Origin of the sequence: Chitinophaga sp., assembly GCF_039596455.1 — a bacterium.
GTDB lineage: Bacteria > Bacteroidota > Bacteroidia > Chitinophagales > Chitinophagaceae > Chitinophaga.
Map to the genome: position 1 here is coordinate 441,058 of NZ_JBCNJR010000001.1, position 20,108 is coordinate 461,165.

Annotated in this window: 15 protein-coding genes and 1 riboswitch; of the genes, 4 read left to right on the top strand and 11 right to left on the bottom strand. The window is 53.3% G+C overall.

The window, feature by feature from the left end:
* Positions 1-4: 4 nt before the first annotated feature.
* Positions 5-1,015, bottom strand: a complete 1,011-nt coding sequence (locus ABDW36_RS01755) for a LacI family DNA-binding transcriptional regulator (RefSeq protein WP_343700159.1) — start codon at positions 1,013-1,015, stop codon at positions 5-7.
* 104 nt (positions 1,016-1,119) lie between these two features.
* Between ABDW36_RS01755 and ABDW36_RS01760 the strand changes: the two genes are divergently transcribed.
* Both ABDW36_RS01760 and ABDW36_RS01765 read left to right on the top strand, forming a co-directional pair.
* The gene (locus tag ABDW36_RS01760) at positions 1,120-2,010 is read left to right on the top strand and encodes an inositol oxygenase family protein (protein ID WP_343700160.1); all 891 of its coding nucleotides are present in this window, start codon (positions 1,120-1,122) and stop codon (positions 2,008-2,010) included.
* A 34-nt stretch (positions 2,011-2,044) separates the two neighbouring features.
* Positions 2,045-3,676: a sodium/sugar symporter gene (locus tag ABDW36_RS01765; RefSeq protein WP_343700161.1), complete on the top strand. Its 1,632-nt coding sequence runs from the start codon at positions 2,045-2,047 to the stop codon at positions 3,674-3,676.
* On the opposite strand, the gene ABDW36_RS01770 is transcribed toward ABDW36_RS01765, so the two are convergent.
* On the bottom strand, positions 3,656-4,348 hold the full coding sequence (locus ABDW36_RS01770; protein ID WP_343700162.1) for a hypothetical protein: 693 nt from the start codon (positions 4,346-4,348) through the stop codon (positions 3,656-3,658). The genes ABDW36_RS01765 and ABDW36_RS01770 overlap by 21 nt on opposite strands.
* 143 nt (positions 4,349-4,491) lie before the next feature.
* Here ABDW36_RS01770 and ABDW36_RS01775 point away from each other — a divergent pair, with 143 nt between their 5' ends.
* A complete protein-coding gene (locus tag ABDW36_RS01775) occupies positions 4,492-5,580 on the top strand; it encodes a metallophosphoesterase (RefSeq protein ID WP_343700163.1) in 1,089 nt (362 codons plus the stop codon).
* Positions 5,581-5,667: 87 nt separating this feature from the next.
* Here the strand turns inward: ABDW36_RS01775 and ABDW36_RS01780 are convergent, their stop codons facing one another.
* Positions 5,668-6,987: a sorbosone dehydrogenase family protein gene (locus ABDW36_RS01780; RefSeq protein WP_343700164.1), complete on the bottom strand. Its 1,320-nt coding sequence runs from the start codon at positions 6,985-6,987 to the stop codon at positions 5,668-5,670.
* 125 nt (positions 6,988-7,112) lie between these two features.
* On the opposite strand from ABDW36_RS01780, the gene aqpZ reads away from it, so the two are divergent.
* On the top strand, positions 7,113-7,820 hold the full coding sequence (gene aqpZ / locus ABDW36_RS01785; RefSeq protein ID WP_343700165.1) for an aquaporin Z: 708 nt from the start codon (positions 7,113-7,115) through the stop codon (positions 7,818-7,820).
* A gap of 59 nt (positions 7,821-7,879) precedes the next feature.
* Here the strand turns inward: aqpZ and metE are convergent, their stop codons facing one another.
* From metE to ABDW36_RS01825, 8 genes are all read right to left on the bottom strand, one after another.
* The gene (metE, locus tag ABDW36_RS01790) at positions 7,880-10,186 is read right to left on the bottom strand and encodes a 5-methyltetrahydropteroyltriglutamate--homocysteine S-methyltransferase (protein WP_343700166.1); all 2,307 of its coding nucleotides are present in this window, start codon (positions 10,184-10,186) and stop codon (positions 7,880-7,882) included.
* Positions 10,187-10,336: 150 nt separating this feature from the next.
* Positions 10,337-10,532, bottom strand: a riboswitch (cobalamin riboswitch).
* 102 nt (positions 10,533-10,634) lie between these two features.
* Positions 10,635-11,837, bottom strand: coding sequence for a thioredoxin family protein (locus tag ABDW36_RS01795; RefSeq protein WP_343700167.1), 1,203 nt, complete (start codon positions 11,835-11,837; stop codon positions 10,635-10,637).
* A gap of 12 nt (positions 11,838-11,849) precedes the next feature.
* Complete coding sequence (locus ABDW36_RS01800) at positions 11,850-13,247, bottom strand: RagB/SusD family nutrient uptake outer membrane protein (protein ID WP_343700168.1); 1,398 nt, start codon at positions 13,245-13,247, stop codon at positions 11,850-11,852.
* A 9-nt stretch (positions 13,248-13,256) separates the two neighbouring features.
* Complete coding sequence (locus ABDW36_RS01805; protein WP_343700169.1) at positions 13,257-16,532, bottom strand: TonB-dependent receptor; 3,276 nt, start codon at positions 16,530-16,532, stop codon at positions 13,257-13,259.
* A gap of 102 nt (positions 16,533-16,634) precedes the next feature.
* The gene (locus ABDW36_RS01810) at positions 16,635-17,582 is read right to left on the bottom strand and encodes a FecR domain-containing protein (protein ID WP_343700170.1); all 948 of its coding nucleotides are present in this window, start codon (positions 17,580-17,582) and stop codon (positions 16,635-16,637) included.
* A gap of 67 nt (positions 17,583-17,649) precedes the next feature.
* Positions 17,650-18,237 carry an RNA polymerase sigma-70 factor gene (locus ABDW36_RS01815; protein ID WP_343700171.1) on the bottom strand — a complete coding sequence of 196 codons (588 nt, stop codon included), beginning with the start codon at positions 18,235-18,237 and terminating at the stop codon, positions 17,650-17,652.
* A gap of 84 nt (positions 18,238-18,321) precedes the next feature.
* The gene (locus tag ABDW36_RS01820) at positions 18,322-19,089 is read right to left on the bottom strand and encodes a LytTR family DNA-binding domain-containing protein (RefSeq protein ID WP_343700172.1); all 768 of its coding nucleotides are present in this window, start codon (positions 19,087-19,089) and stop codon (positions 18,322-18,324) included.
* Positions 19,086-20,102, bottom strand: coding sequence for a histidine kinase (locus ABDW36_RS01825; RefSeq protein WP_343700173.1), 1,017 nt, complete (start codon positions 20,100-20,102; stop codon positions 19,086-19,088). The genes ABDW36_RS01820 and ABDW36_RS01825 overlap by 4 nt, the downstream gene beginning before the upstream one ends.
* Positions 20,103-20,108 lie beyond the last annotated feature (6 nt).

Below are 20,108 nucleotides of genomic sequence, written 5' to 3' on the forward strand. Positions count from 1 at the left end.
ATTTTCACCGCAAGCTGCTGCCGCGGGGTATCAGCACGGAAGGGATCACCATTTCAGCGCTCATCACGTTATTCCCTTTTATTGCTTTCAGTAACAGGCTGGCGGCCGCCCGCCCCATCTCAAATGCAGGCTGGGTAATGGTGGTCAGGGAGGGATGGAGGATGGTGGCAATTTCAAGGTTGGAGAAACATACCACCTTTACATCTGCAGGAATACGCAGCCGCAGGTCGTTACAGGCCTGGTATACCGTGGTGGTCAGCTTTTCCACAGAGGCCACAATACCGTCTGGCCGGGAGGCTTTGCGCTGCAGCATTTTTTTTACGGTCTTGTAGTTTTCAGCGGCATCGTTGGTGCAGGCCACTACGTTGCCGGCGCGGCATGTGAGCCGGTGGTCTGCCAGCGCCTGGCGGTAGCCCTCCATGCGGCGGTTGCTGATAGAAAGGCTTTCGGAAATGCCCAGGTATACAATTTCGCGGCAGCCGTTCTCTACCAGGTGGGCCGTGGCGGCATAGCCGCTTTCAAAATCGTTGGTTACAATACGGGCAGCCTGTACTTCATCCAGCACGCGGTCAAAAAATACTACCGGTACGTCTTGCGCCGCCAGGTCGCGGATGTGCTCTCCGGAAAGCGTTTCGCGGGATACGGACAGCAGCACCCCGTCTACCCGCCCGCTTTGGAACTCCTTCAAAATCAGCCTTTCATTGTCAAACTGTTCATGGGTGAGGCAGATCAATACGTGGTAACCCATCGCTTTCATCACAGATTCTATACCGTTGATGGCCAGTGAAAAGAAACTGTCCGCCACCTCCGGCACCACCACGCCTATGGTGCGGCTTTTTTTGCCCCGCAGGCTGCTGGCGTAAGGGTTAGGCGTATAGTTAAGCGTGGCCGCCAATGCCAGCACCCGCTGCTTTGTTTCAGCGCTTATTTCATAACTGTCCCGCAACGCCTTGGATATTGTGGAAACAGATAAATTCAGCTCCCGGGCCAGCGCCCTGATAGTGACATGCTTCATGGAAAAGACGAAAACGGTTTCGTAAATAAAACTACTGTTATTCTGGAAAGAATCTGCAAAAAACCTGATATTTAGGGAAGTACCTCACCGTAAATTCTCGCGTCATGAACACCCGACAAAACGATTTCACCGCCAAAGAGATTAACCCGCTGAACAGTCTCGATGAATGGGAAGATGCCGTATTGCAGCGTTACCCTGAGCCGGGCACCATTGCCAAAGAGAAAACGGAGGCGGAGTTCCGCAATTATGAATCCCCGGAAAGGGATACGGTGAAAGAGTTTTACCGCCTGAACCACACTTACCAGACGTATGATTTTGTGCAGGAAAAAAGGGCCGCCTATCTTTCTTTTGATAAAAAAGAAATGCCGGTATGGGAAGCGTTCGACTTCCTGAACCAGCTGGTAGATGATTCTGACCCTGATACCGACCTGGACCAGTTTCAGCATCTGCTGCAAACCGCAGAGGCCATCCGTACAGACGGGCATCCTGACTGGATGGTGCTGGTAGGCCTGGTACATGACATGGGCAAGGTACTTTGCCTCTTTGGCGAACCGCAGTGGGCTGTGGTGGGAGACACCTTCCCCGTAGGCTGCGCCTATTCCGATAAAATAGTATACCCTGAGTTTTTCCATCATAATCCTGACTTTGCTAACCCCAAATTTCAAACCCAGCTGGGCGTTTACAGCAAAAACTGCGGGCTGCGCAATGTGAACATGTCATGGGGGCACGATGAGTATGTGTACCAGATGATGAAAGACCATTTGCCGGAACCGGCCCTCTACATGCTGCGGTACCACTCCTTCTACTCCTGGCACCGGGAGGGAAGCTATGACTACCTGCTGGATGACCACGACCGTGAAATGCTCAAATGGGTAAAGCTCTTCAATCCTTACGACCTTTATTCAAAATGCCCGGTGCCCCCGGACTGGAAGCAGTTGCGGCCGTATTATGAAGACCTGGTGGCCAAATACCTTCCCCGTACCCTGAAATTCTGATCTTTACCAGCCAGGCTAACTGATTCCACTGCGTATGAATAAACTGCAAGCTGCGGATTACATCGTATTCTTTATATACTTTATTGCCGTTGCAGCCTACGGGTACTATGTATACCATAAAAAAAGAAATGCCTCCGCCAGTGCCAGCGAATTTTTCCTGGCCGAAGGCTCTCTTACCTGGTGGGCCATTGGCGCATCCCTGATAGCTTCCAACATTTCCGCGGAGCACTTTATCGGCATGTCTGGTTCCGGCTTTGCGCTGGGCCTGGCCATTTCCACCTATGAATGGATGGCCGCCGCCACGCTTATTATTGTGGCGGTATTTTTTATTCCGCTGTACCTGAAGAACCGCATCTTCACCATGCCCCAGTTCCTGGCCAAGCGGTATAACGACAAGGTGAGCACCGTTATGGCCGTGTTCTGGCTGCTGGTGTACGTGTTCGTGAACCTGACCTCCATCATCTATCTCGGTGCGCTGGCCATTGCTTCCATCTCTACCATTTCCTTTGAATGGTGTATTGCTGGCCTCAGCATATTTTCCGTGATCGTAACGCTGGGCGGCATGAAGGTGATAGGCTATACAGATGTGATACAGGTGCTGGTGCTGATAGTGGGAGGATTGGTAACCACTTACCTGGCCCTGTCGCTGCTGGCAGACCATTTCGGGTTTGGCGGCAACATCCTGAAAGGGCTGTCTGTATTGCGGAAGGAAGCCCCTTCACATTTCCACATGATATTCGACAAAAGCAATCCTTACTATAAAGACCTGCCGGGGCTTTCGGTACTGGTAGGCGGTATGTGGATCAATAACCTGGCCTATTGGGGCTGCAACCAGTATATTACACAGCGTGCATTGGGCGCAGACCTGAAAACGGCGCGGAAGGGCATCTTGTTTGCCGCCTTCCTCAAATTGCTGGTGCCTGTTATTGCCGTGTTGCCGGGTATTGTGATGTTCGTACTGCACAAGAACGGCCTGTTTGCACAGGAAATGCGTGACGCCAACGGCGTGCTGAAGCCAGACCATGCCTACCCCACCCTCATGAACCTGCTGCCCCCAGGCCTCAAAGGCGTGGCGTTTGCAGCGCTCACAGCCGCTATTGTGGCCTCCCTGGCAGGCAAGGCCAACAGCATTTCCACCATTTTTTCGCTGGACATTTACAAGAAGTACTTCAATAAAAACGCTACAGAACGGCAGCAGGTGCTCACCGGGCGCTGGGCCGTGATCATTGCCATGCTGCTTGCAGCCATTGTAACGCCCGCGCTGCGCTCGCTAGATCAGGCCTACCAGTTCATACAGGAATATGTAGGCTTTATTTCTCCCGGGGTGCTGGCCATTTTCCTGATGGGCTTCTTCTGGAAGCGCACCACCGCTGGCGCCGCCATGACAGCGGCCCTGCTCACCATCCCTATTTCTACGGTGCTGAAATTTTTACCTGCGTGGACGGGCGGCGCCTTCCCTGATTTTCCATTCCTTGACAGGATGAGCATCACCTTCGGCCTGCTCATTCTGCTGATGATCGTGATCAGCCTGTCCAAACCCTACAAGGCGCCTGAAAAGCCCATTATAGAAATAGACACCTCCATGTTCCGCACATCTCCCGGCTTTATTGTGGGCTCCGTGATCATCATTGGCATTCTGACGGCCTTATATACCGTGTTCTGGTAGCTCATTTTTTTTGATCAGCGCCCTGATGGCGGCCAGGTGGCTGAAAAGTACCAGTGGTACAATGCAGCCCGGCAGCCACACAAAAGGGAAGTACAATACCGCCCGGTTGGGCTGGTCAAATGCCAGCTGCTGGATGGGCGTAGGCGCCGAGAGTATGGCATGTATGACTACATTGAGCAGCAGGGCCATGCAGAAAAGGTTCCAGCCTATGAGCATCCCCCTGGGCAGCCGTGGGCGCATATAACCATACCAGGCAATAAAGGGGGCTGTAAGCCCGCTCAGAATGTCAAAGTTGCGGCCTTCAAAAGTAATGAGCGCCGGTACCAGTTGCTGGCCATACAGCCAGAACAGCACCAGCTCCACAGGTACGCGCACCACGTGCAGCCAGGTAAGCCGCTGGTAATCCAGCCCGTTCATCCATGCCCTGCCGCCCCTGGTGAGAAAAATAAGGAGAATGCCCAGCACCAGTGGCAGCACCAGCAGCAGAAACCTTGGCGGGCGTGTATCCGTTACCGTATAGAAGCCGCTGCGCGCCAGAATGCCTTGCAGCGCCAGCCATAGCAGCAGAATGTACAGTACCGCGGCACTTTGCCCCGCCCGGTAAAAGAAAAACAATGCCGCAAAGGTGGTGAGCATGAATGTGAAGGGTATATAAAAAGGAATATCGAGCATGACAGGAATGTTTTTACAGGTTGAAAGTACGGCTTTCATGTTCTTTTCCCGCCATTGATCACAAAAAACCGCCTACCTGTTGCATGCCTGTAAAATTGCTGCTAACTTTCTCCCGCTAAAAAAATGAACTTAATCCACTTTCCATGATACTACAGCTTTTCACGCGCAGGCTGCGCCCCGCGCTGCTGCTATGCGCCACCCTGCTGGCGCTTTCGGCAACCGCCCAGCAAAAATACACGGCCCCGGCCCTGAGCCGGCCAGACTCCTGGTCTATGATACTGGTGCCCGACCCGCAGACCTACAACAAGTTCAGCCGCAACCAGCCCTTGTTTGAGTTGATGACGCAATGGGTGGCGGAAAGCATAGACTCCCTGAAAATAAAGCTGGTACTTTGTACCGGCGACCTGGTGGAACAAAACGAGTTCATCAACCCTGACGGCAAGGTGGGCAACCAGCCCAGCAAAAACCAGTGGGAAGCGGTAGCCCGCGCATTCAGCCACCTTGACGGGAAAGTGCCGTACATAGCCGCCACCGGTAACCACGACTATGGCTACAAAAGCGCGGAGATACGCATCACCCGCTACAATGAATATTTTCCGGTAGACAAGAACTTTCTCACGCAAAAAATGCTGCGTGAAGTAACACTGAACGGCCAGGGCATTCCCACATTGGAAAACGCAGCGTTTGAATTCACCTCTCCTCACGGCAAAAAAATGCTGGTGCTCAACCTGGAGTTTGCGCCCCGTGACACGGTGCTCACCTGGGCCGCCGGCGTAGTGAACCAGCCGAAGTATAAAGATCATTTTGTGATAGTGCTGACCCACTCTTACCTCAACGCCAAAAATGAGCATATTGTCAGCGAAAAATACCTGCTGAAAGACCGCAACTACGGCGCGGCCATTTTTGAAAAGCTGATCAAGCCATCAAAGAATATACGGATGGTGTTTGGCGGCCACATTGGTGCGCCGGACGATGCCCGTGCACATATTGCCTTCCGGACAGATCTGAACGCCGCAGGCAAAAAAGTGCACCAGATGGTGTTCAACGCCCAGGCGCTGGGCGGCGGCTGGTTCGGAAATGGTGGAGACGGCTGGCTGCGCATACTGGAGTTCACGGCCAACAACACGGTAAAGGTGAGAACCTTTTCGCCGCTGTTTGCCATTTCTCCTACCACGCAGCAGTTTGCATGGAGAACAGCTGACTATGACCAGTTTGAGATACAGCTTGATTAAACGGAACGGCGGTTTTGCCGCTGCATAAAAACAAAGGCCGGAAGCGATCTCCATCGCTTCCGGCCCTTTTGTGGCCGATTACACCTGTTATTCCTTTCGCACCTGCCATATTGTATTGGCTGCATCATCCGCTACCAATAAAGCGCCGCCGGGCAATACCGCCAGCCCCACAGGCCTGCCGTATACTTCACTGCGGGCGGCATCTGCAATAAAACCGGTCAGGAAGTCTTCCGGCTGGCCGGGCCGGCCTTCTGCAAACGGCACAAATACCACTTTGTAACCCGCCAGTGAAGAGCGGTTCCAGGAGCCGCGCTGGCCTATAAAGGCGCCGTTGTGGTACTTTTCAGGAAAGCTTTGCTGATCGTAAAACACCAGGCCCAGTGAAGCTGTGTGTGAGCCAAGAGAAAGGTCTGGCGTAATGGAACGTGCTTTCATCGTTGAATCCGGGTTGGTGAGGCGCGGATCTTCATATTGGCCCCAGTAGTACCATGGCCAGCCATAGAAGCCGCTGTCTTTCACGGCGGTCAGGTAGTCGGGCACCAAATCATCTCCCAGGTTGTCCCGCTCGTTAACCACGGTATACAGCGTTTGCGTACCAGGCGCCCAATCCATGCCTACAGGGTTACGGAGGCCGGAGGCAAAAATACGTTCGCCGCTGCCGTCAGGATTTATTTCAATAATACAAGCCCTGCGGGCTTCATTTTCCATACCATTTTCAGCTACATTACTGCCGGAGCCAACACTCACATATATTTTTGAGCCATCGTTGCTGGCAATAATGTTCCTCGTCCAGTGGTTGTTGTAACCGCCTGCGGGCAATGCCAGTATCTGTTTGCCCTTGCCGGAGGGCTTTTTACCCTGCTGGTAAGGAAACACCAGCAAGGCATCCGTATTGGCCACGTAGAATTGATTGCCCAGTACCAGCATGCCGAAGTTGGAATGAAGGTCTTTGAGGAATACTTCCCGCACTTCCGCACGCCCGTCACCGTCGGCGTCCCGCAACAGGGTGATCCTGTCTGCACTGCCACCGCCGCTTTCTGATTTGGCTTTGCCGCTGATCACCTCACCGGCCTTTTTAAGCAGCCCCTGGCTCTTTTTTGCTTCCGCCACCAGCACATCTCCGTTTGGCAGCACGTATAACCAACGCGGGTTTTCCAGGCTGTCCGCAAACTTTGTTACCACAAAGCCGGCTGGCGCCAGGGGCGTTTTGCCTTCCGGCCAGCCAATCACCTTGCTGAAATTTTTCACGGTATCTGTTGCGTATGGTCCCGGCAGGGAGTCTGCCGCTGCGTTTGTCATCACCGTACTGTCTGTTTGTGCGGCAGACCGCTGGCGGGCGTTATTGCACGCGGCCAGCAGCAAAACGCAGCATGCCAGGGTGCATGAAAAAAAGGGGGGCTGTTTCATAAGATAATGGCTTTGGTGTGCCAATGTCACCACAAGTATGTTGCCAAAAGCCACCTACTTATTCGGGGTTTTGTAAACATTTCCCGGTTTATTGTTGTTTATTGTGCAACCAAACCTCGATCTACATGGAAATCAAATCTTCAACAAAGTACTTCGCCGAAATGGTAGGTACTTTCTCTTTGGTATTGTTTGGCTGCGGAGCCGCTGTGGTAGCCGGCGTTAACGCAAGCGGGCCGGCAGGCCTTGGGCTGCTGGGCATCTCTTTCGCCTTTGGCCTGTCTGTGGTGGCCATGGCTTATGCCATCGGCGGCATCACGGGTTGCCACATCAACCCCGCCATTACTGTTGCCATGCTCACCGCAGGAAAGATCAAGGCCAATGAGGCGCTGGGGTATATTATTGCCCAGTTCATTGGCGCTACTATTGCCGCGGGAGTGCTTTATCTGCTCCAGTCAGGTCACCCGGACTGGGCATTGGGAGAATATGCCCTGGGCTCCAACGGCTGGGGCGAAGGGTATGGCGGTGGTTATAACCTTACCTCCGCTTTCCTGGCAGAGGCCATATTTACCTTCCTTTTTCTCTTTGTCATCTTCGGTACTACCTCTAAATGGGGAAATGGTACCATGGCCGGCCTGGCCATTGGTATTACGCTGGTGCTGATCCACATGGTGTGCATCCCCATCACGGGTACTTCCGTAAACCCTGCCCGCAGCTTCGGGCCGGCGCTGTTTGCAGGCGGCAAGGCGTTGCAGCAGCTGTGGCTGTTCATTGTGGCCCCCATTGTGGGCGGTGTTGCAGCAGCCATTGTATGGCGCGCATTAGAGAAAAAATAACTATCTATAAACAAAGGGGCTGACCAAAATAACGGTCAGCCCCTTTTGTATAACCCGGCCTATACCGTTACATCTACTCCTATTCCAAGCCTCGCTTCCCTGGCCGCAGCCACCATGTTCTCCAAAGCTGCTTTTGTTTCCGGCCACTTCCTGGTTTTCAATCCGCAGTCAGGGTTCACCCAAAGGTTACGTACCGGCAGCAGCTCTGCCGCTCTTTGCAGCAATGCCGTCATTTCCGCTACCGTTGGCACACGGGGAGAGTGAATATCATACACGCCCGGCCCTATCTCGTTGGGATAGCTGAAACCCGCAAAAGCCTCCAGCAGCTCCATCTGCGAGCGAGACGTTTCAATGGTGATCACATCTGCGTCCATGGCGGCAATATGAGCTATGATGTCATTAAATTCGCTGTAACACATGTGCGTGTGTATCTGCGTTTCGTCTTTCACCCCTGCGGCTGCTACCCGGAATGCCCTGATGGCCCAGTGCAGGTATGCCTCCTGCTCTGATTTGCGGAGCGGCAGCCCTTCGCGCACGGCCGGTTCATCTATCTGTATGATGCCGATGCCTGCCTGCTCCAGCGCCTGCACCTCGTCCCGGATGGCCAGTGCGATCTGGTAAGTGGTTTCGGAACGGGGCTGATCATCCCGCACAAAAGACCATTGCAAAATGGTGACCGGCCCGGTGAGCATGGCCTTCATGGGGAGGCGCGTCTGTGCCTGCGCATACTTCGTCCACCGCACGGTCATGTCTGCAGGCCGGCTAACATCTCCGTATATTACCGGCGGTTTCACACAGCGGCTGCCATAACTCTGCACCCATCCGTTTCGTGTAAAAACAAAACCGTTCAGCATCTCTCCGAAATACTCCACCATGTCATTCCGCTCAAACTCGCCATGCACCAGTACATCCAGGCCAATTTCTTCCTGCCAGCGGATGGCGGCAAGCGTTACCTCTTCAATGGCCGCATTGTACTGTTCGGCCGTAATAGCGCCTTTCCGGAGCTGTGCCCGCAATTGGCGCACTTCGTCTGTTTGCGGAAATGAGCCGATGGTAGTGGTGGGGAACAGGGGTAATTTCAGCCGCGCTGCCTGCACCTGTTGCCTTTCAGGAAAGGGGCTGTGCCGGCGGGCGTCAGCATCTGTAATGGCTTGCGTACGCGCCTTTACCGCCGCTACGTGCACCCTGTCAGACGCCCGCCGCCGTGCAAGGGCCTGCCTGTTCGCTTCCAGCAGGGCGGTATTGCCGGCATGGATCTCGTTCAGCTCATACACCTCCTGCAGCTTCTGCTTCGCAAATGCCATCCATGACCTGATCTCCCCATCCAGCGCTGTTTCAAGAGAAAGGTCTGCCGGGGAATGCAGCAATGAGCAGCCCGGCGCAATCATCACCCGGTCCTCCCCCAGTGCCTCCACCGCTTTTCGTATGTACGACAGCGATAGTTCGTAGTCATTCTTCCAGATGTTTCTTCCGTCTACCACGCCCAGGGAAAGAGACGTTTTAGGTGGCAGCGCCCGCAGTACTTCCTCCAGTTGCTGCGGGGCGCGGGTGAGGTCTACATGGAGGCAACACACCGGCAGGTTGGCGGCCAGCGCCACATTATCCCGCAGCCCTTCAAAATAAGTGGCCACCATCAGTTTGAGGCCTTTGCATTGCCGGGCAATTTCCGCGTAGGCACGGCGGAAAGCCGCTGCTTCCGCTTCGCTGAGGTCCATGGCCAGAAAGGGCTCGTCCAGCTGCACCCATACTGCGCCGGCTTCCTGCAGCTTTTTCAAGGCCGCTATATATACCGGCAGCAACCTTTCCAGCAGGCTGATACGGTGAAAACCGCTGCCCTTTTCCTTGCCCAGCAAAAGATAAGAAACAGGCCCTATCAGCACGGGTTTGGGAATAGTTCCCAGGCAATGGCGGGCGGCGTCAAAGGCGTTGAACACCTTGTTGGAAAGCAGGCGGAACTGCTGGTTGGCCGTGAACTCCGGCACAATGTAATGGTAGTTGGTGTCAAACCACTTGGTCATTTCCATGGCGGTAATATCCAGCCCGTGCTGCTGGTAGCCCCTTGCCATGGCAAAACAAAGGTCAATTTCCGCATTGCCCGGAATGTCTGTAACCACGGGGGCATAGCGGTCTGGCACAGCGCCCAGCAGCAGGCTCATATCCAGCACATGATCATAAAAACTGAAATCGTTACAGGGAATGAGGTCCATTCCTGCCTGTTGCTGCAGCAGCCAGTGCTCTTCCTGCAGCCTTTTGGCGGTCACGAATAATTCTGTACGGCCAATGCGGCCCTGCCAGTACTGCTCACAGGATTTTTTGAGCTGGCGGTGTGCTCCCATACGCGGGTAGCCAAGGTTGTGTTTAAGCATACGCATCAAACTTTTTAAGTGAAACATTAATGTGCATTAATGTTCCTTACAGTTTCCGGTACGCTTTCAGGATTGGGTAGAAGATAAGGAATGATGGGCACAGCGGGGCATGCCCTTCCGTTCCCGACTACTGCTTCAAAATCGCGAAAGCATTTGTCTTACACAGCGGGCAAGTATCCTGGCTTGTAACATTACTGCCGTTCTTCTCGTATTGTTCAGGTCAATACAATGAACATGCATGGCAGTAACCGGGAAGTTACTTACAGTTGCGCGACAGCCCGTGATTTGCACACGGTTCCTTATTAAAGGCGGCTTTCACCGCCTACCGCGCTGTGGAAAGAAAGAAATTAGTAAAGAACTCAGGGCAAATATAACAAGGTTCCGTATAAAACAAGCAGCCGGCCCCAAAAGTGGTGACCGGCTGGTTGTTTTACAGGATGGGTTCTCATTACATCGCTTTAATTTCGTCTATCAGCTTCTGCGCCAGCCCTTGTATTTTGGAAGTTTCTTTCAGCGCCAGCTGATAAGATTTCTCCGCGGCTTTCAAGGCCTCCGCTTTATAGCCCATTTCCTGGCAAACTTTTGCAAAGGTGCTCTGGTTGCTGTATTCTTCCGGGTTGATCTCCACGGCCCGTTTTGCCATTTTATAAGCCTGTTCCAGCACGCGGCGGTTTTTGCCGGCTTCGTACTGGCTTCTGCGGGCAATGAAGCTCAGGCCCATATCATCATCTTTCAGCAGGTCTGCCAGGCCTTTGTTGGTTACCCGTACAAAACCGTCAATATTGCCGCTGCCCAGGTAATAGTCGGCTTCCATTTGCAGGGCCCTTTTCTGCAGCTCCCTGTCCGCGCTCTGCTGCCAGGGCGCCAGCCGCGTGAAGAAGGCCAGGGAATCTTTTTTCCGTATCAGGCCGTAAAGGGTGGAAGTAGTAAGCCTGTCCTGCACTTTGCGCACAGCGGCTTCTCCATACAGCTTTGCGTATTCTGCGCGGTGCTGCAGGAAATAGGTACCCAGCCGGTCTGTTTCACTCCATGCAAACTGCTGTATGGTTTTCCAGCCGGTTTCTTTCAGCAGTTCTGCATCCGTCAGCTGCGCAACCAGCAGGCGGCTTACGGAGTCTGCCTTCTGGCGGTTAAACTTGCCCACCGCAATGGCATATTCCAGCAGTACCTCATTGCTGCGGTCTCCGCTCTCAAATTTCTTCTCCAGCGCAAAGAAGGAGCGTTTGGGATCAAGGGCCTTACGGGCCTCTTCCATAAATTCAGCTACTTCCATGCGGGAGGTAGATTTGTGCACCACTTCACCTTTGCCGTTCAGGAACAGGTAGGTAGGGTAGACTTTTACGCCGTAACGTTTTACCAGCGCCGGCCCTTCGCCCTTTTCCATATCCATTTTATAGTTTACAAAATTGGCGTTGTAAAAGGTGGCTACAGTATCGTTCACAAATACATTTTTCTCCATCCACTTGCAGGGTGCGCACCAGGAGGTATAACAGTCCATAAACACCAGCTTGCCGGTTTTTGCGCTCTCCGCCAGCACTTCTTTAAAAGCGCCCTGGCTGTTGAAGCGGATGCCTTCCTGCGCCCGGGCGTTTGCAAGTATGCAAACGCTCAGGAGGGCAGAAAGAGAGATGGTTTTCAATGATCGGTTCATACATTTAATTTTTTAGTAGCCCGGATTTTGTTCTGTAACGCCGTTAGACAAACGCACGGTTTCAAACGGCAGCGGCAAAATGTAACGGGTTTCGTTCTGTACATTCGGTTTATAGTCAGATATTTTCAGGTCTCCCTCTGTGGCATAACGTACCAGGTCATACCAGTCTTCGCCGCTCTCTGCGCCCAGCTCCAGTATTTTTTCTATACGAATGGCTTCCAGCAGGGCAGCTTTGTCTGTAGTGGTAACATTGGGCATGCCTGCGCGTTTGCGGATGGCGTTCAGGGCGGCCAGGGCGTCATCCGGCTGGTTGAGGCGGGCTTTGGCTTCTGCCAGGATGAGGTATATCTCATCCAGCCGCAGGAAGTATTCGGTGTCTGCCGTGAGGGTCTGGCCTCCGTAGGTAGAGCCGTTGTATTTGTTGTTGCGAACGGTGCCGGTACTGGTAAATGTAATAGCCGCGGCATAGCGCTTGTCTGCCTTCATCAGTTCCGCGTAGTAGTCAGATGGCAGATAATATGCACGGAGCATAAAAGCCTTGTTATTACGCCCCTGCTTGTCATCAAACGGCAGCTGGAATATTACTTCTTTGGTGCCGGTGGTCTTTTTCTTGAAGATGTCTGCAAAGTTAGCTTCCAGCGCATATTTACCTGATTTGATCACTGCTTCCGCAGCGGTGGCTGCTTCCGCATACTGGCGGTTGTACAAATGCACCTTGGCTTTCAGTGCCATGGCCGTTTGGCGTGTGGCATAAAGGGCCACCCGGGTATCCAGCGGGGCAGCTGAGTCCTGCATCTGCGGCCCCTTCTCCACTGCATAGGCCAGGTCTGCCAATACATGCGCATACACGGTTTTTACGTCTGCACGCGGCTCAGCTTTTACTTCTTTCAACGGCATGTCTCGCAGTGCAATGCCATATTTCGAATCCTGCCTGAAAAACTGGCCATAGCGGCGTAACAGGTAAAAATGGCATAACGCGCGGATGACGCGGGCTTCAGACACAATTTCCTCTTTACGCGGATCATTAGATTCCAGCTGCTGCGTCTTTTCAATAATGTGAGCGGCATTATTGAGGATTTTGTAGGAGGCAGTGTACAAAGCATCTACATGGTAGTCCTGGGCGGTCACGTCGTTCTCGAAATAGTTTTGCTCCGAGCTGGCGCTGGGACCGGGTTTCATGGTGAGGCCCATCAACGCCGCATCGGCTCCGAAGTAAGTCAGGTATTCCGTTCCCTTCAGCAGGCCGTAAGTACCCGCCAAAACGCTTTGAGCCTTAGGTACCGTGGTTATAACGTTCTCCTCAAATACTTCATTAACAGGGTCTACATCTGTTACGTTCACCAGGTTACAGGCACTGCAGGTAACTGCCAGCCCTGCCGCCATCCATATATTATGATATATCGCTTTCATGGTTCAGTTTTAAAAATTCACATTAAGTCCCAGGGAAACCGTTCTTGTTTGCGGATAAATATTATTGTCCAGCCCTTGCGCAAAAGTGTTGGCCGCGGCGGCGTTCACTTCAGGGTCAAGCCCCTTGTAACCTGTAAAGGTGAGCAGGTTGGTGACGGAAGCATAAGCCTTGATGTTGTTGATATATGCTTTGCGCAGGAAAGGCTTGCGCAGCACATAACTGAGCTGGATGTTTTTCAAACGGAAAAATGAAGCGTTCTCAATAAAATAATCCGATGTGCGCCTGTTGTTATTCGGGTCACCGGAAGCCACACGCGGCAGTATGGCGTCTTTATTGTCAGGCCGCCATGCATTCAGGATATCCGCACCGTAATTGGAGGTGTTGGAATTGAAGATGAGCAGGTTTTTGCGGCCTGTATTGTCGAGATAGTTACCTACGCTGAAGTTGAAGAATAGCGTCAGCTCCAGGTCCCGGTAACGGAGAATATTGTTCCAGCCGCCGTAGAAGTCAGGCTCCGCCTGGCCCAGGCGCACGTAGTCAGACGCATTGATGGTGCCGTCCCCATTCACATCTACAAACTTGAAATCACCGGGAGCGGTACGGGCAGTTTGATAGCGACCGTTGGGCGCTTTATTGTTCAGGGCGTCTATCTCCGCCTGATCCTGGAAAATACCGGCTACTTTATACCCTTCAAAGTAACCGATAGGCTCGCCTACTTTCATATTCATGTACTCTCCACCATTCAGGCTCACCACCTTGCTACGGTAGCGGGTGATATTGAAATCCGTCAGGTACGAAAAGTTCTTACCCGTAACCAGATCACTGCCTATCTGCAGCTCCCAGCCCTTGTTGGAGAAATCACCAAGATTAAAGTCCTGTGTGGTCATGCCGCTTTCGCGGATCACGTTGCGGTTGAGCACCTGGTCTCTCGTGAACTTGGAAAAATACCCGATAGAACCGCGCAGCTTGTTGCGGAGGAAAATAAAGTCTACTGCTACATCCAGCTGGTAGGTAGACTCCCAGCGTGCATCCGGGTTGGGAATACCGTCTGTGAAAACGCCGTTTACGTTGCTGTAAAAGCTCCCGTTCTTAAACCTGCTGGCGTAGGGAAAATCCGCAAAGTTGGCGGAGCCGGTTTTACCATAGGAAGAACGCAGCTTAAGGTCTTGCATCCACGTTGCGTCTTTCATAAAATCCTCTTCTGAAATGCGCCAGGCCAGCGCAGCAGAGGGGAAGAATGCCCAGCGGTAGTTGGGACCGAACTTGGTAGACTCGTCTGCCCTGCCGGTAAACGTTGCGTAGTACTTGCCTGCCCAGTTGTAGTTGGTACGCAGGAAGTAAGATTGCATCCCGCTGTTGGTACCTCCGCTGCCATAGTCCTGTATGGAGGTTGCACCACCCAGGTGGTTCAGCACGTCATCGTCCTGAAAGCCGGTAGACTCAATAAAATTGAAGCGGCTGCGCAGCGTGCTGAAGCTGGCGCCACCCACAATGTTCAGGTTGTGTTTACCGAAGCTGTTGAGATAAGTGAGCGTATTTTCAAACAAGCGGGAAATGGAACTGTTGCTCTCGTCTTCCCGGCTGCCGGTCCTGAAGTTGCGCGCCTCAAAGGGATCGTAGCTGGGTGTATAATGCTCATTCTCGCCCTTATTCATATTCAGGGCAATACTGCTCCTGAAACGCAGGCCCTTCAACAGTTCAAGCTCAGCAAAGAAAGTGGTCATGAGTTGCTGGCTGGCAATGGTGGAAAGGTAACGCGTGCGAACGTAGGGGTTGGCCGTTACGCTATCCGGCGCGGCGCCGTATTTACCATCTTCCTGGTATACCGGTACATCAGGCCGGTACTGCATGATGCTGTAGAACTGGCTCTGAGTGCTGCCGTTGTTGTTGAGCGCACTGAAGTTGATGTTGGTACCGATGCGGATCTTGTCAAACAGCGTGGTTTCCAGGTTGGTGCGCAGGTTGTAGCGTTTGAAGCTGGAGTGGCGTACTACGCCCTGCTGGTCTGTAATGCTGCCAGAGAAAGAGTACAGCGTATTGCCATCATTGGTGCCGCCATTAATGTTGAGGTATACGTTCTGGGAGCTGCTGGTGCGGGTGGCCGTTTTCACCCAGTCTGTATTGGCGCCAGGGTAGGCAATGTACCTTTCGGGCAGGGCAGCGTTGGAATTTTTATAGGCCTGCTCCACTACACTGTGGTACTGGTCTGCGTTCAGCAGGTTGTATGTTTTGGTAAAATCGTCAAATGCTACGTTGTAACCCGCGGTAATATTTGGCTTCGGGCCTGCCTTGCCGCGCTTGGTAGTGATGATCACTACGCCGTTAGCAGCACGGGAGCCGTAAATGGCGGCGGAAGAGGCATCTTTCAGGATGTCTATTCTTTCGATGTCTTCCGGGTTGAGGGAAGAAAGCGGGGAAATTTTACTTGTGAAATCGGCAATGTAGCGCTCGTTGCCATAACCGTCTCCCAGCTCTACGGGAATACCGTCAATCACGTACAGCGGTTCATTGGTACCAAAAGCGGAAGTACCGCCCCTGATGCGGATAGAGGCTACTGCTCCCGGAGCACCGGAAGATTTTACTACCTGTACGCCAGGCGCGCGGCCTACCATGGCTACGTCGAAATTAGAGGCGTTGAGCTTGTTCATTTCCTCCGGGTTGATGGAAGACACGGAGCCGGTAAGGTCTTTCTGCTTCACCGTTCCATAACCTACTACTACCACGCCGGAAAGTGTTTTGGTGTCTTCGTCCAGCGCCACGTTCATCTCCGGGTCGGTAATCACCACTTCCTTCGTCATCATGCCGATGGCGGAAAATACCAGCGTATGGCGGTCTGCCGGTACAGCCAGGCTGAAGTTGCCGTCCGCACCTGTGCTCACGCCTTTGTAGGTGCCTTTCACCAGTATGGACACGCCGGGTATGGGCTGCTTTTCCTTGCTGCTGGTTACCTGGCCTTTAATCACCTGGTCTGGCGCTTTGGGCTTCTGCTCCTGCAGTTTGCTGAAAATAGCGATCCCCTCCGGCATAGTACGGTAGGCCAGGTTGGTGTTTTTGAACAGGCCGTCAAGCACTTCGGTAACGGTAGCTTCATTAAAATTCAGCGTGTTAATGGAGTACTTTTTCACCTCATTTTCGTTGTACGAGAGGTTGACGTTGCTTTTAACCTGCAATTTCTTCAGGCAGGAAGCAATTGTTTCGTAACTGAAGGCAATAGTAACGCGCTTGTCCAGGTAATCCTGTGCGCGCGCCTGCATGTTGAAGCCTGCCACGAGCAGGCAGGCCATGATCCATAATTTTCCGGGAACTAGCCGGAACAACAGGTTGGTTGATTCAGATGCTTTCATCAGCGGGATGTGTTGATTATGATTTTGGAAAAGAGAGCATACTTAGCATCCGCTGCCCTGCAGCGTGATTTCTTTATCTTTTATGCGGTACTGTACTTTGTTGATCAGTTTCAGCAGCTCCAATACTTTGGTAACAGGCTCATGTTCCGAAAAACGCAGGCTGTTCACGCAGTTTTTGAGCCCTTTGTTGGCAAACACCACCTTGTAGCCATAGATCTGCTCCAGGCGGATGGCCAGTTCTTCCAGGCTGATGTTGGTGAGGTAGAACTCGCCTTTGCGCCAGCTGTCTGTTTGCTGCCCGTTAGCCGCCTGCTTCACAAAATTGCCGGCGCTGCTGTACACAATTTCTTCGTTGGCCTGGAGTGTTACATTACAGGACGCGGAATCAGACACCTGCACCTTTCCGCCGGTTACCGTGATCTTTTCTTTCTGCAGCTGGCCGTAGGCCGCTACGTTAAAGGCCGTGCCCAGCACGTTAATGGAAAGGCGGCTGGTGTGTACGGTAAAAGGATGTGCGGCATCAGGCACTACGTCAAAGAAGGCTTCGCCTTCCGTAAGGCGGCATTGGCGGTTTTCTTCAAAATTGGCGTTGTAGGCCAGCCTGGCGCCACCGTTCAGCCAGATGGAAGAGCCGTCTGGCATGGTCACTTTCATTCTTTTATGCGGTGGACAGTCTACCACCGTCCAGCTTTGAGCAGTGGCCGTTACCGGGGCGGGGCGGCGAAGCAGGGCGGCGGCGCCCAGCAGCAGTATGCAGGCCGCGGCGGCGGAAAGCGGCCAGCGCAGGCGGCGCAGCAGCGGCCGGGGCTGTATCTTCTTTTCGATGCGCTCCCAGCCTTCCAGCTGCAACATGGCGGCAGAAGGCGTTTCTTCCGCCGGCAGTGCATCAAGGCTCTGGTACCACGCGTCTACCACGGCGGCTTCTTCAGGCGTAAGCGGCTGCTCCTGCTGTTTTTTGAGCAGGTATTGGATATATTTTTCGTTGAGCATATACAGGGCTATGCTCTAGGTACAGGCTGGATGCCCGAACGTACCACGCTTTGCAAAAAAATAATTTTCAGGAAGCAGCCACCGGCAGTAACAGCAGTAGCAGGGAGGGGTTTACATGGATGCCCACTATCCGGCGCACTTTTTCCGTGGCACGGTAGAGCTGGTTTTTAACGGTTTGTACAGAGAGAGACAATTGTGCGGCTATCTGGGCGGGGGCCATCTGCTCTTCGCGGCTCATGCGGAAAATCAGCTGCATTTTGGGCGGCAGCTGCAATATGGCGTTTTCTATCAGCTCCTGCACCTCCTTGAGGGCCAGCGCCTGGGAGGTATTTTCCTGGGCCATGGCCGCACGGGTCTGCAACTGCAGAATGTACTTCAGCTTTACTTCATTACGGGCATAAATGTTGAGAATGCGGTTTTTGAGCAGCACCTGCAGATAGGGAAGCAGGGATTCCCGCGGTTCCAGGCCGGGCAGTTGTTTCCAGAGCGTCATAAACACCTCCTGCACCACATCCTGTGCTTCAGCCGCGTCCTGCAATCGTTTTACCGCTATATTGAAGAGCAACTCCCAATACCTGTCATATATCAGCCTGAAGCCGGCCACCGGTTCCTCTCTTGCCAGTGCCACCAGTTCTCTGTCCGTTTGAGTAGCCATAACACGTGCAAAGGTACGGCAGTTAGGCTGAAAGCGCAAGCCGGGCGGGTTTTCGTTAACAGGGCCATTAACATTTGAGGATGGTTATTTGCCCAGCCACTCTTTGAAACCGGCCACCCTGTCACGGCTCACCTCCAGCTCTACCGCCGGCGCCGGCTGCAGTTCCAGCTTGAGCCGGCCGCTGAACCAGGGATGTATACGGCGTACGCTTTTTACATGCACTACCAGGTGGCGGCTTACCCGGTAAAAGTCCCTCGGCGGCAGCTGCTGCTCCAGGCCGGCCAGGTTGCCGTCCATCATATGCCGTTTGCCGGCAAAATCAAGCCCATACACCAGCTTCCCGTCTGCATACACGCAGGCCAGGTCTGCCGTGTTCACATAATACAGCTGTTGCCCGCTTTTCACCAAAAAACGCTCTTTGTAAGCCTTGGGCTGCACCTGCTGCAGCAACAGGTTTATCTTTTCTTCCCAGCCTCCGCCGCCGCCCTGCGGCCGGCAAAACCGGCTGAACTTGGCCAGGGCCTGCTGCAGCTCCTGTGCATCCAGCGGCTTCAGCAGGTATTCTATGCCGTTGTTCCTGAAAGCGTGCAGCATGTACTGGTCATAAGCGGTGGTGAAGATCACCGGGGCGCTGATCTTTACGCGACTGAAAATTTCCAGGCTTACACCATCGGCCAGCTGCACGTCCATAAACACCAGGTCCGGATGCGGGAAGAGGTTGAACCATTTTTCAGATTCTTCCACACTGTCCAGCACGGCCAGCACCTCAATTTCCTCATCCTGCGTTTCCAGCATGGCCCTGAGCTTTCTGGCCGCGGGGGCTTCATCTTCAATGATCACCACTTTTATCATGATTCAGGGAATAATGGTAAAGTAACAATATAATGGTCTGCCGTAACAATATACTGCATTTCAGGGTGGTGCAGCAGCCTGATGCGGCCGTTGATATTTTCAAGCCCCTTGCCCGTAGAAGGCACGGGCTGCAGCTTGCGTTGCAGGTTGTTGGTAACCACCAGGCGCTCTCCCATGGTTTCTATGCGCACCGTTAACGGTTTTGCGGCGGAAACAATGTTGTGTTTAATGGCATTTTCCACCAATATCTGCAGGGCAAAAGGGATGATCTTTTTTTCGTGGCAGGCCGGCGGTACGTCAAGGCTCACCCGCAGGCTTTCGCCAAAACGTGTTTTTAAAAGATAGATGTATGCCTGCAGCAGGTCCAGTTCTTCCTTTACGGTGATGAGCGTGGTTTCCTGCATTTCCAGGATGTGACGGTACAATTTGGAGAGCTGCTGAATGAACTGCTCCGCCTTTTTAGGGTCCTCGTGCACCACGGAACTGAGGGTGTTAAGATTGTTGAACAGGAAATGAGGGTCAACCTGGCTTTTCAGCGCCCGTATCTGCGCCTGCAGGCTTTCATTCCGCAATTCTTCCTGACCTTGTATGGAAAGGCGTAGTTGCGCCTGGTAATAGATCACCTCATAAATACCGGCTATCACCAACGTATTGATCACGCCCAGCACGTTCAGGTCAGGATAGGGAGTTGGCTCCGCTTCCCAAAAGGGCGGGGTAAGGCCATTAAAATTAGCTACGGCCATCACAAACAGCAGCATCAGCAACGCGGTCAACGCTATACGCTTGCGGGACTGGGCCAGCTGCGGGTACCTGCGCCGCAGGAGGATAATGATCCACCGGTTGCCCAGCCAGAAAATGGTGGTGATGCCAATGGAAAACGCCATGGCCTGCCAGGGGTAGTGCGGCAGCCGCACGCCCAGGTAAATAATGGGCGTCAGAAAACCCAGCAGCGGGATGCCCAGCAGCACAAACCATTTATCATTGAAACCAAGTTCCGCATAATTCTTACGCATAGGCCG

Excerpts from the sequence above, each read along its gene's own strand:
- ABDW36_RS01755 (WP_343700159.1), bottom strand. The coding sequence starts at position 1,015 with ATGAAGCATGTCACTATCAGGGCGCTGGCCCGGGAGCTGAATTTATCT.
- ABDW36_RS01760 (WP_343700160.1), top strand. The coding sequence starts at position 1,120 with ATGAACACCCGACAAAACGATTTCACCGCCAAAGAGATTAACCCGCTG.
- ABDW36_RS01765 (WP_343700161.1), top strand. The coding sequence starts at position 2,045 with ATGAATAAACTGCAAGCTGCGGATTACATCGTATTCTTTATATACTTT.
- ABDW36_RS01770 (WP_343700162.1), bottom strand. The coding sequence starts at position 4,348 with ATGCTCGATATTCCTTTTTATATACCCTTCACATTCATGCTCACCACC.
- ABDW36_RS01775 (WP_343700163.1), top strand. The coding sequence starts at position 4,492 with ATGATACTACAGCTTTTCACGCGCAGGCTGCGCCCCGCGCTGCTGCTA.
- ABDW36_RS01780 (WP_343700164.1), bottom strand. The coding sequence starts at position 6,987 with ATGAAACAGCCCCCCTTTTTTTCATGCACCCTGGCATGCTGCGTTTTG.
- aqpZ (WP_343700165.1), top strand. The coding sequence starts at position 7,113 with ATGGAAATCAAATCTTCAACAAAGTACTTCGCCGAAATGGTAGGTACT.
- metE (WP_343700166.1), bottom strand. The coding sequence starts at position 10,186 with ATGCTTAAACACAACCTTGGCTACCCGCGTATGGGAGCACACCGCCAG.
- ABDW36_RS01795 (WP_343700167.1), bottom strand. The coding sequence starts at position 11,837 with ATGAACCGATCATTGAAAACCATCTCTCTTTCTGCCCTCCTGAGCGTT.
- ABDW36_RS01800 (WP_343700168.1), bottom strand. The coding sequence starts at position 13,247 with ATGAAAGCGATATATCATAATATATGGATGGCGGCAGGGCTGGCAGTT.
- ABDW36_RS01805 (WP_343700169.1), bottom strand. The coding sequence starts at position 16,532 with ATGGCCTGCCTGCTCGTGGCAGGCTTCAACATGCAGGCGCGCGCACAG.
- ABDW36_RS01810 (WP_343700170.1), bottom strand. The coding sequence starts at position 17,582 with ATGCTCAACGAAAAATATATCCAATACCTGCTCAAAAAACAGCAGGAG.
- ABDW36_RS01815 (WP_343700171.1), bottom strand. The coding sequence starts at position 18,237 with ATGGCTACTCAAACGGACAGAGAACTGGTGGCACTGGCAAGAGAGGAA.
- ABDW36_RS01820 (WP_343700172.1), bottom strand. The coding sequence starts at position 19,089 with ATGATAAAAGTGGTGATCATTGAAGATGAAGCCCCCGCGGCCAGAAAG.
- ABDW36_RS01825 (WP_343700173.1), bottom strand. The coding sequence starts at position 20,102 with ATGCGTAAGAATTATGCGGAACTTGGTTTCAATGATAAATGGTTTGTG.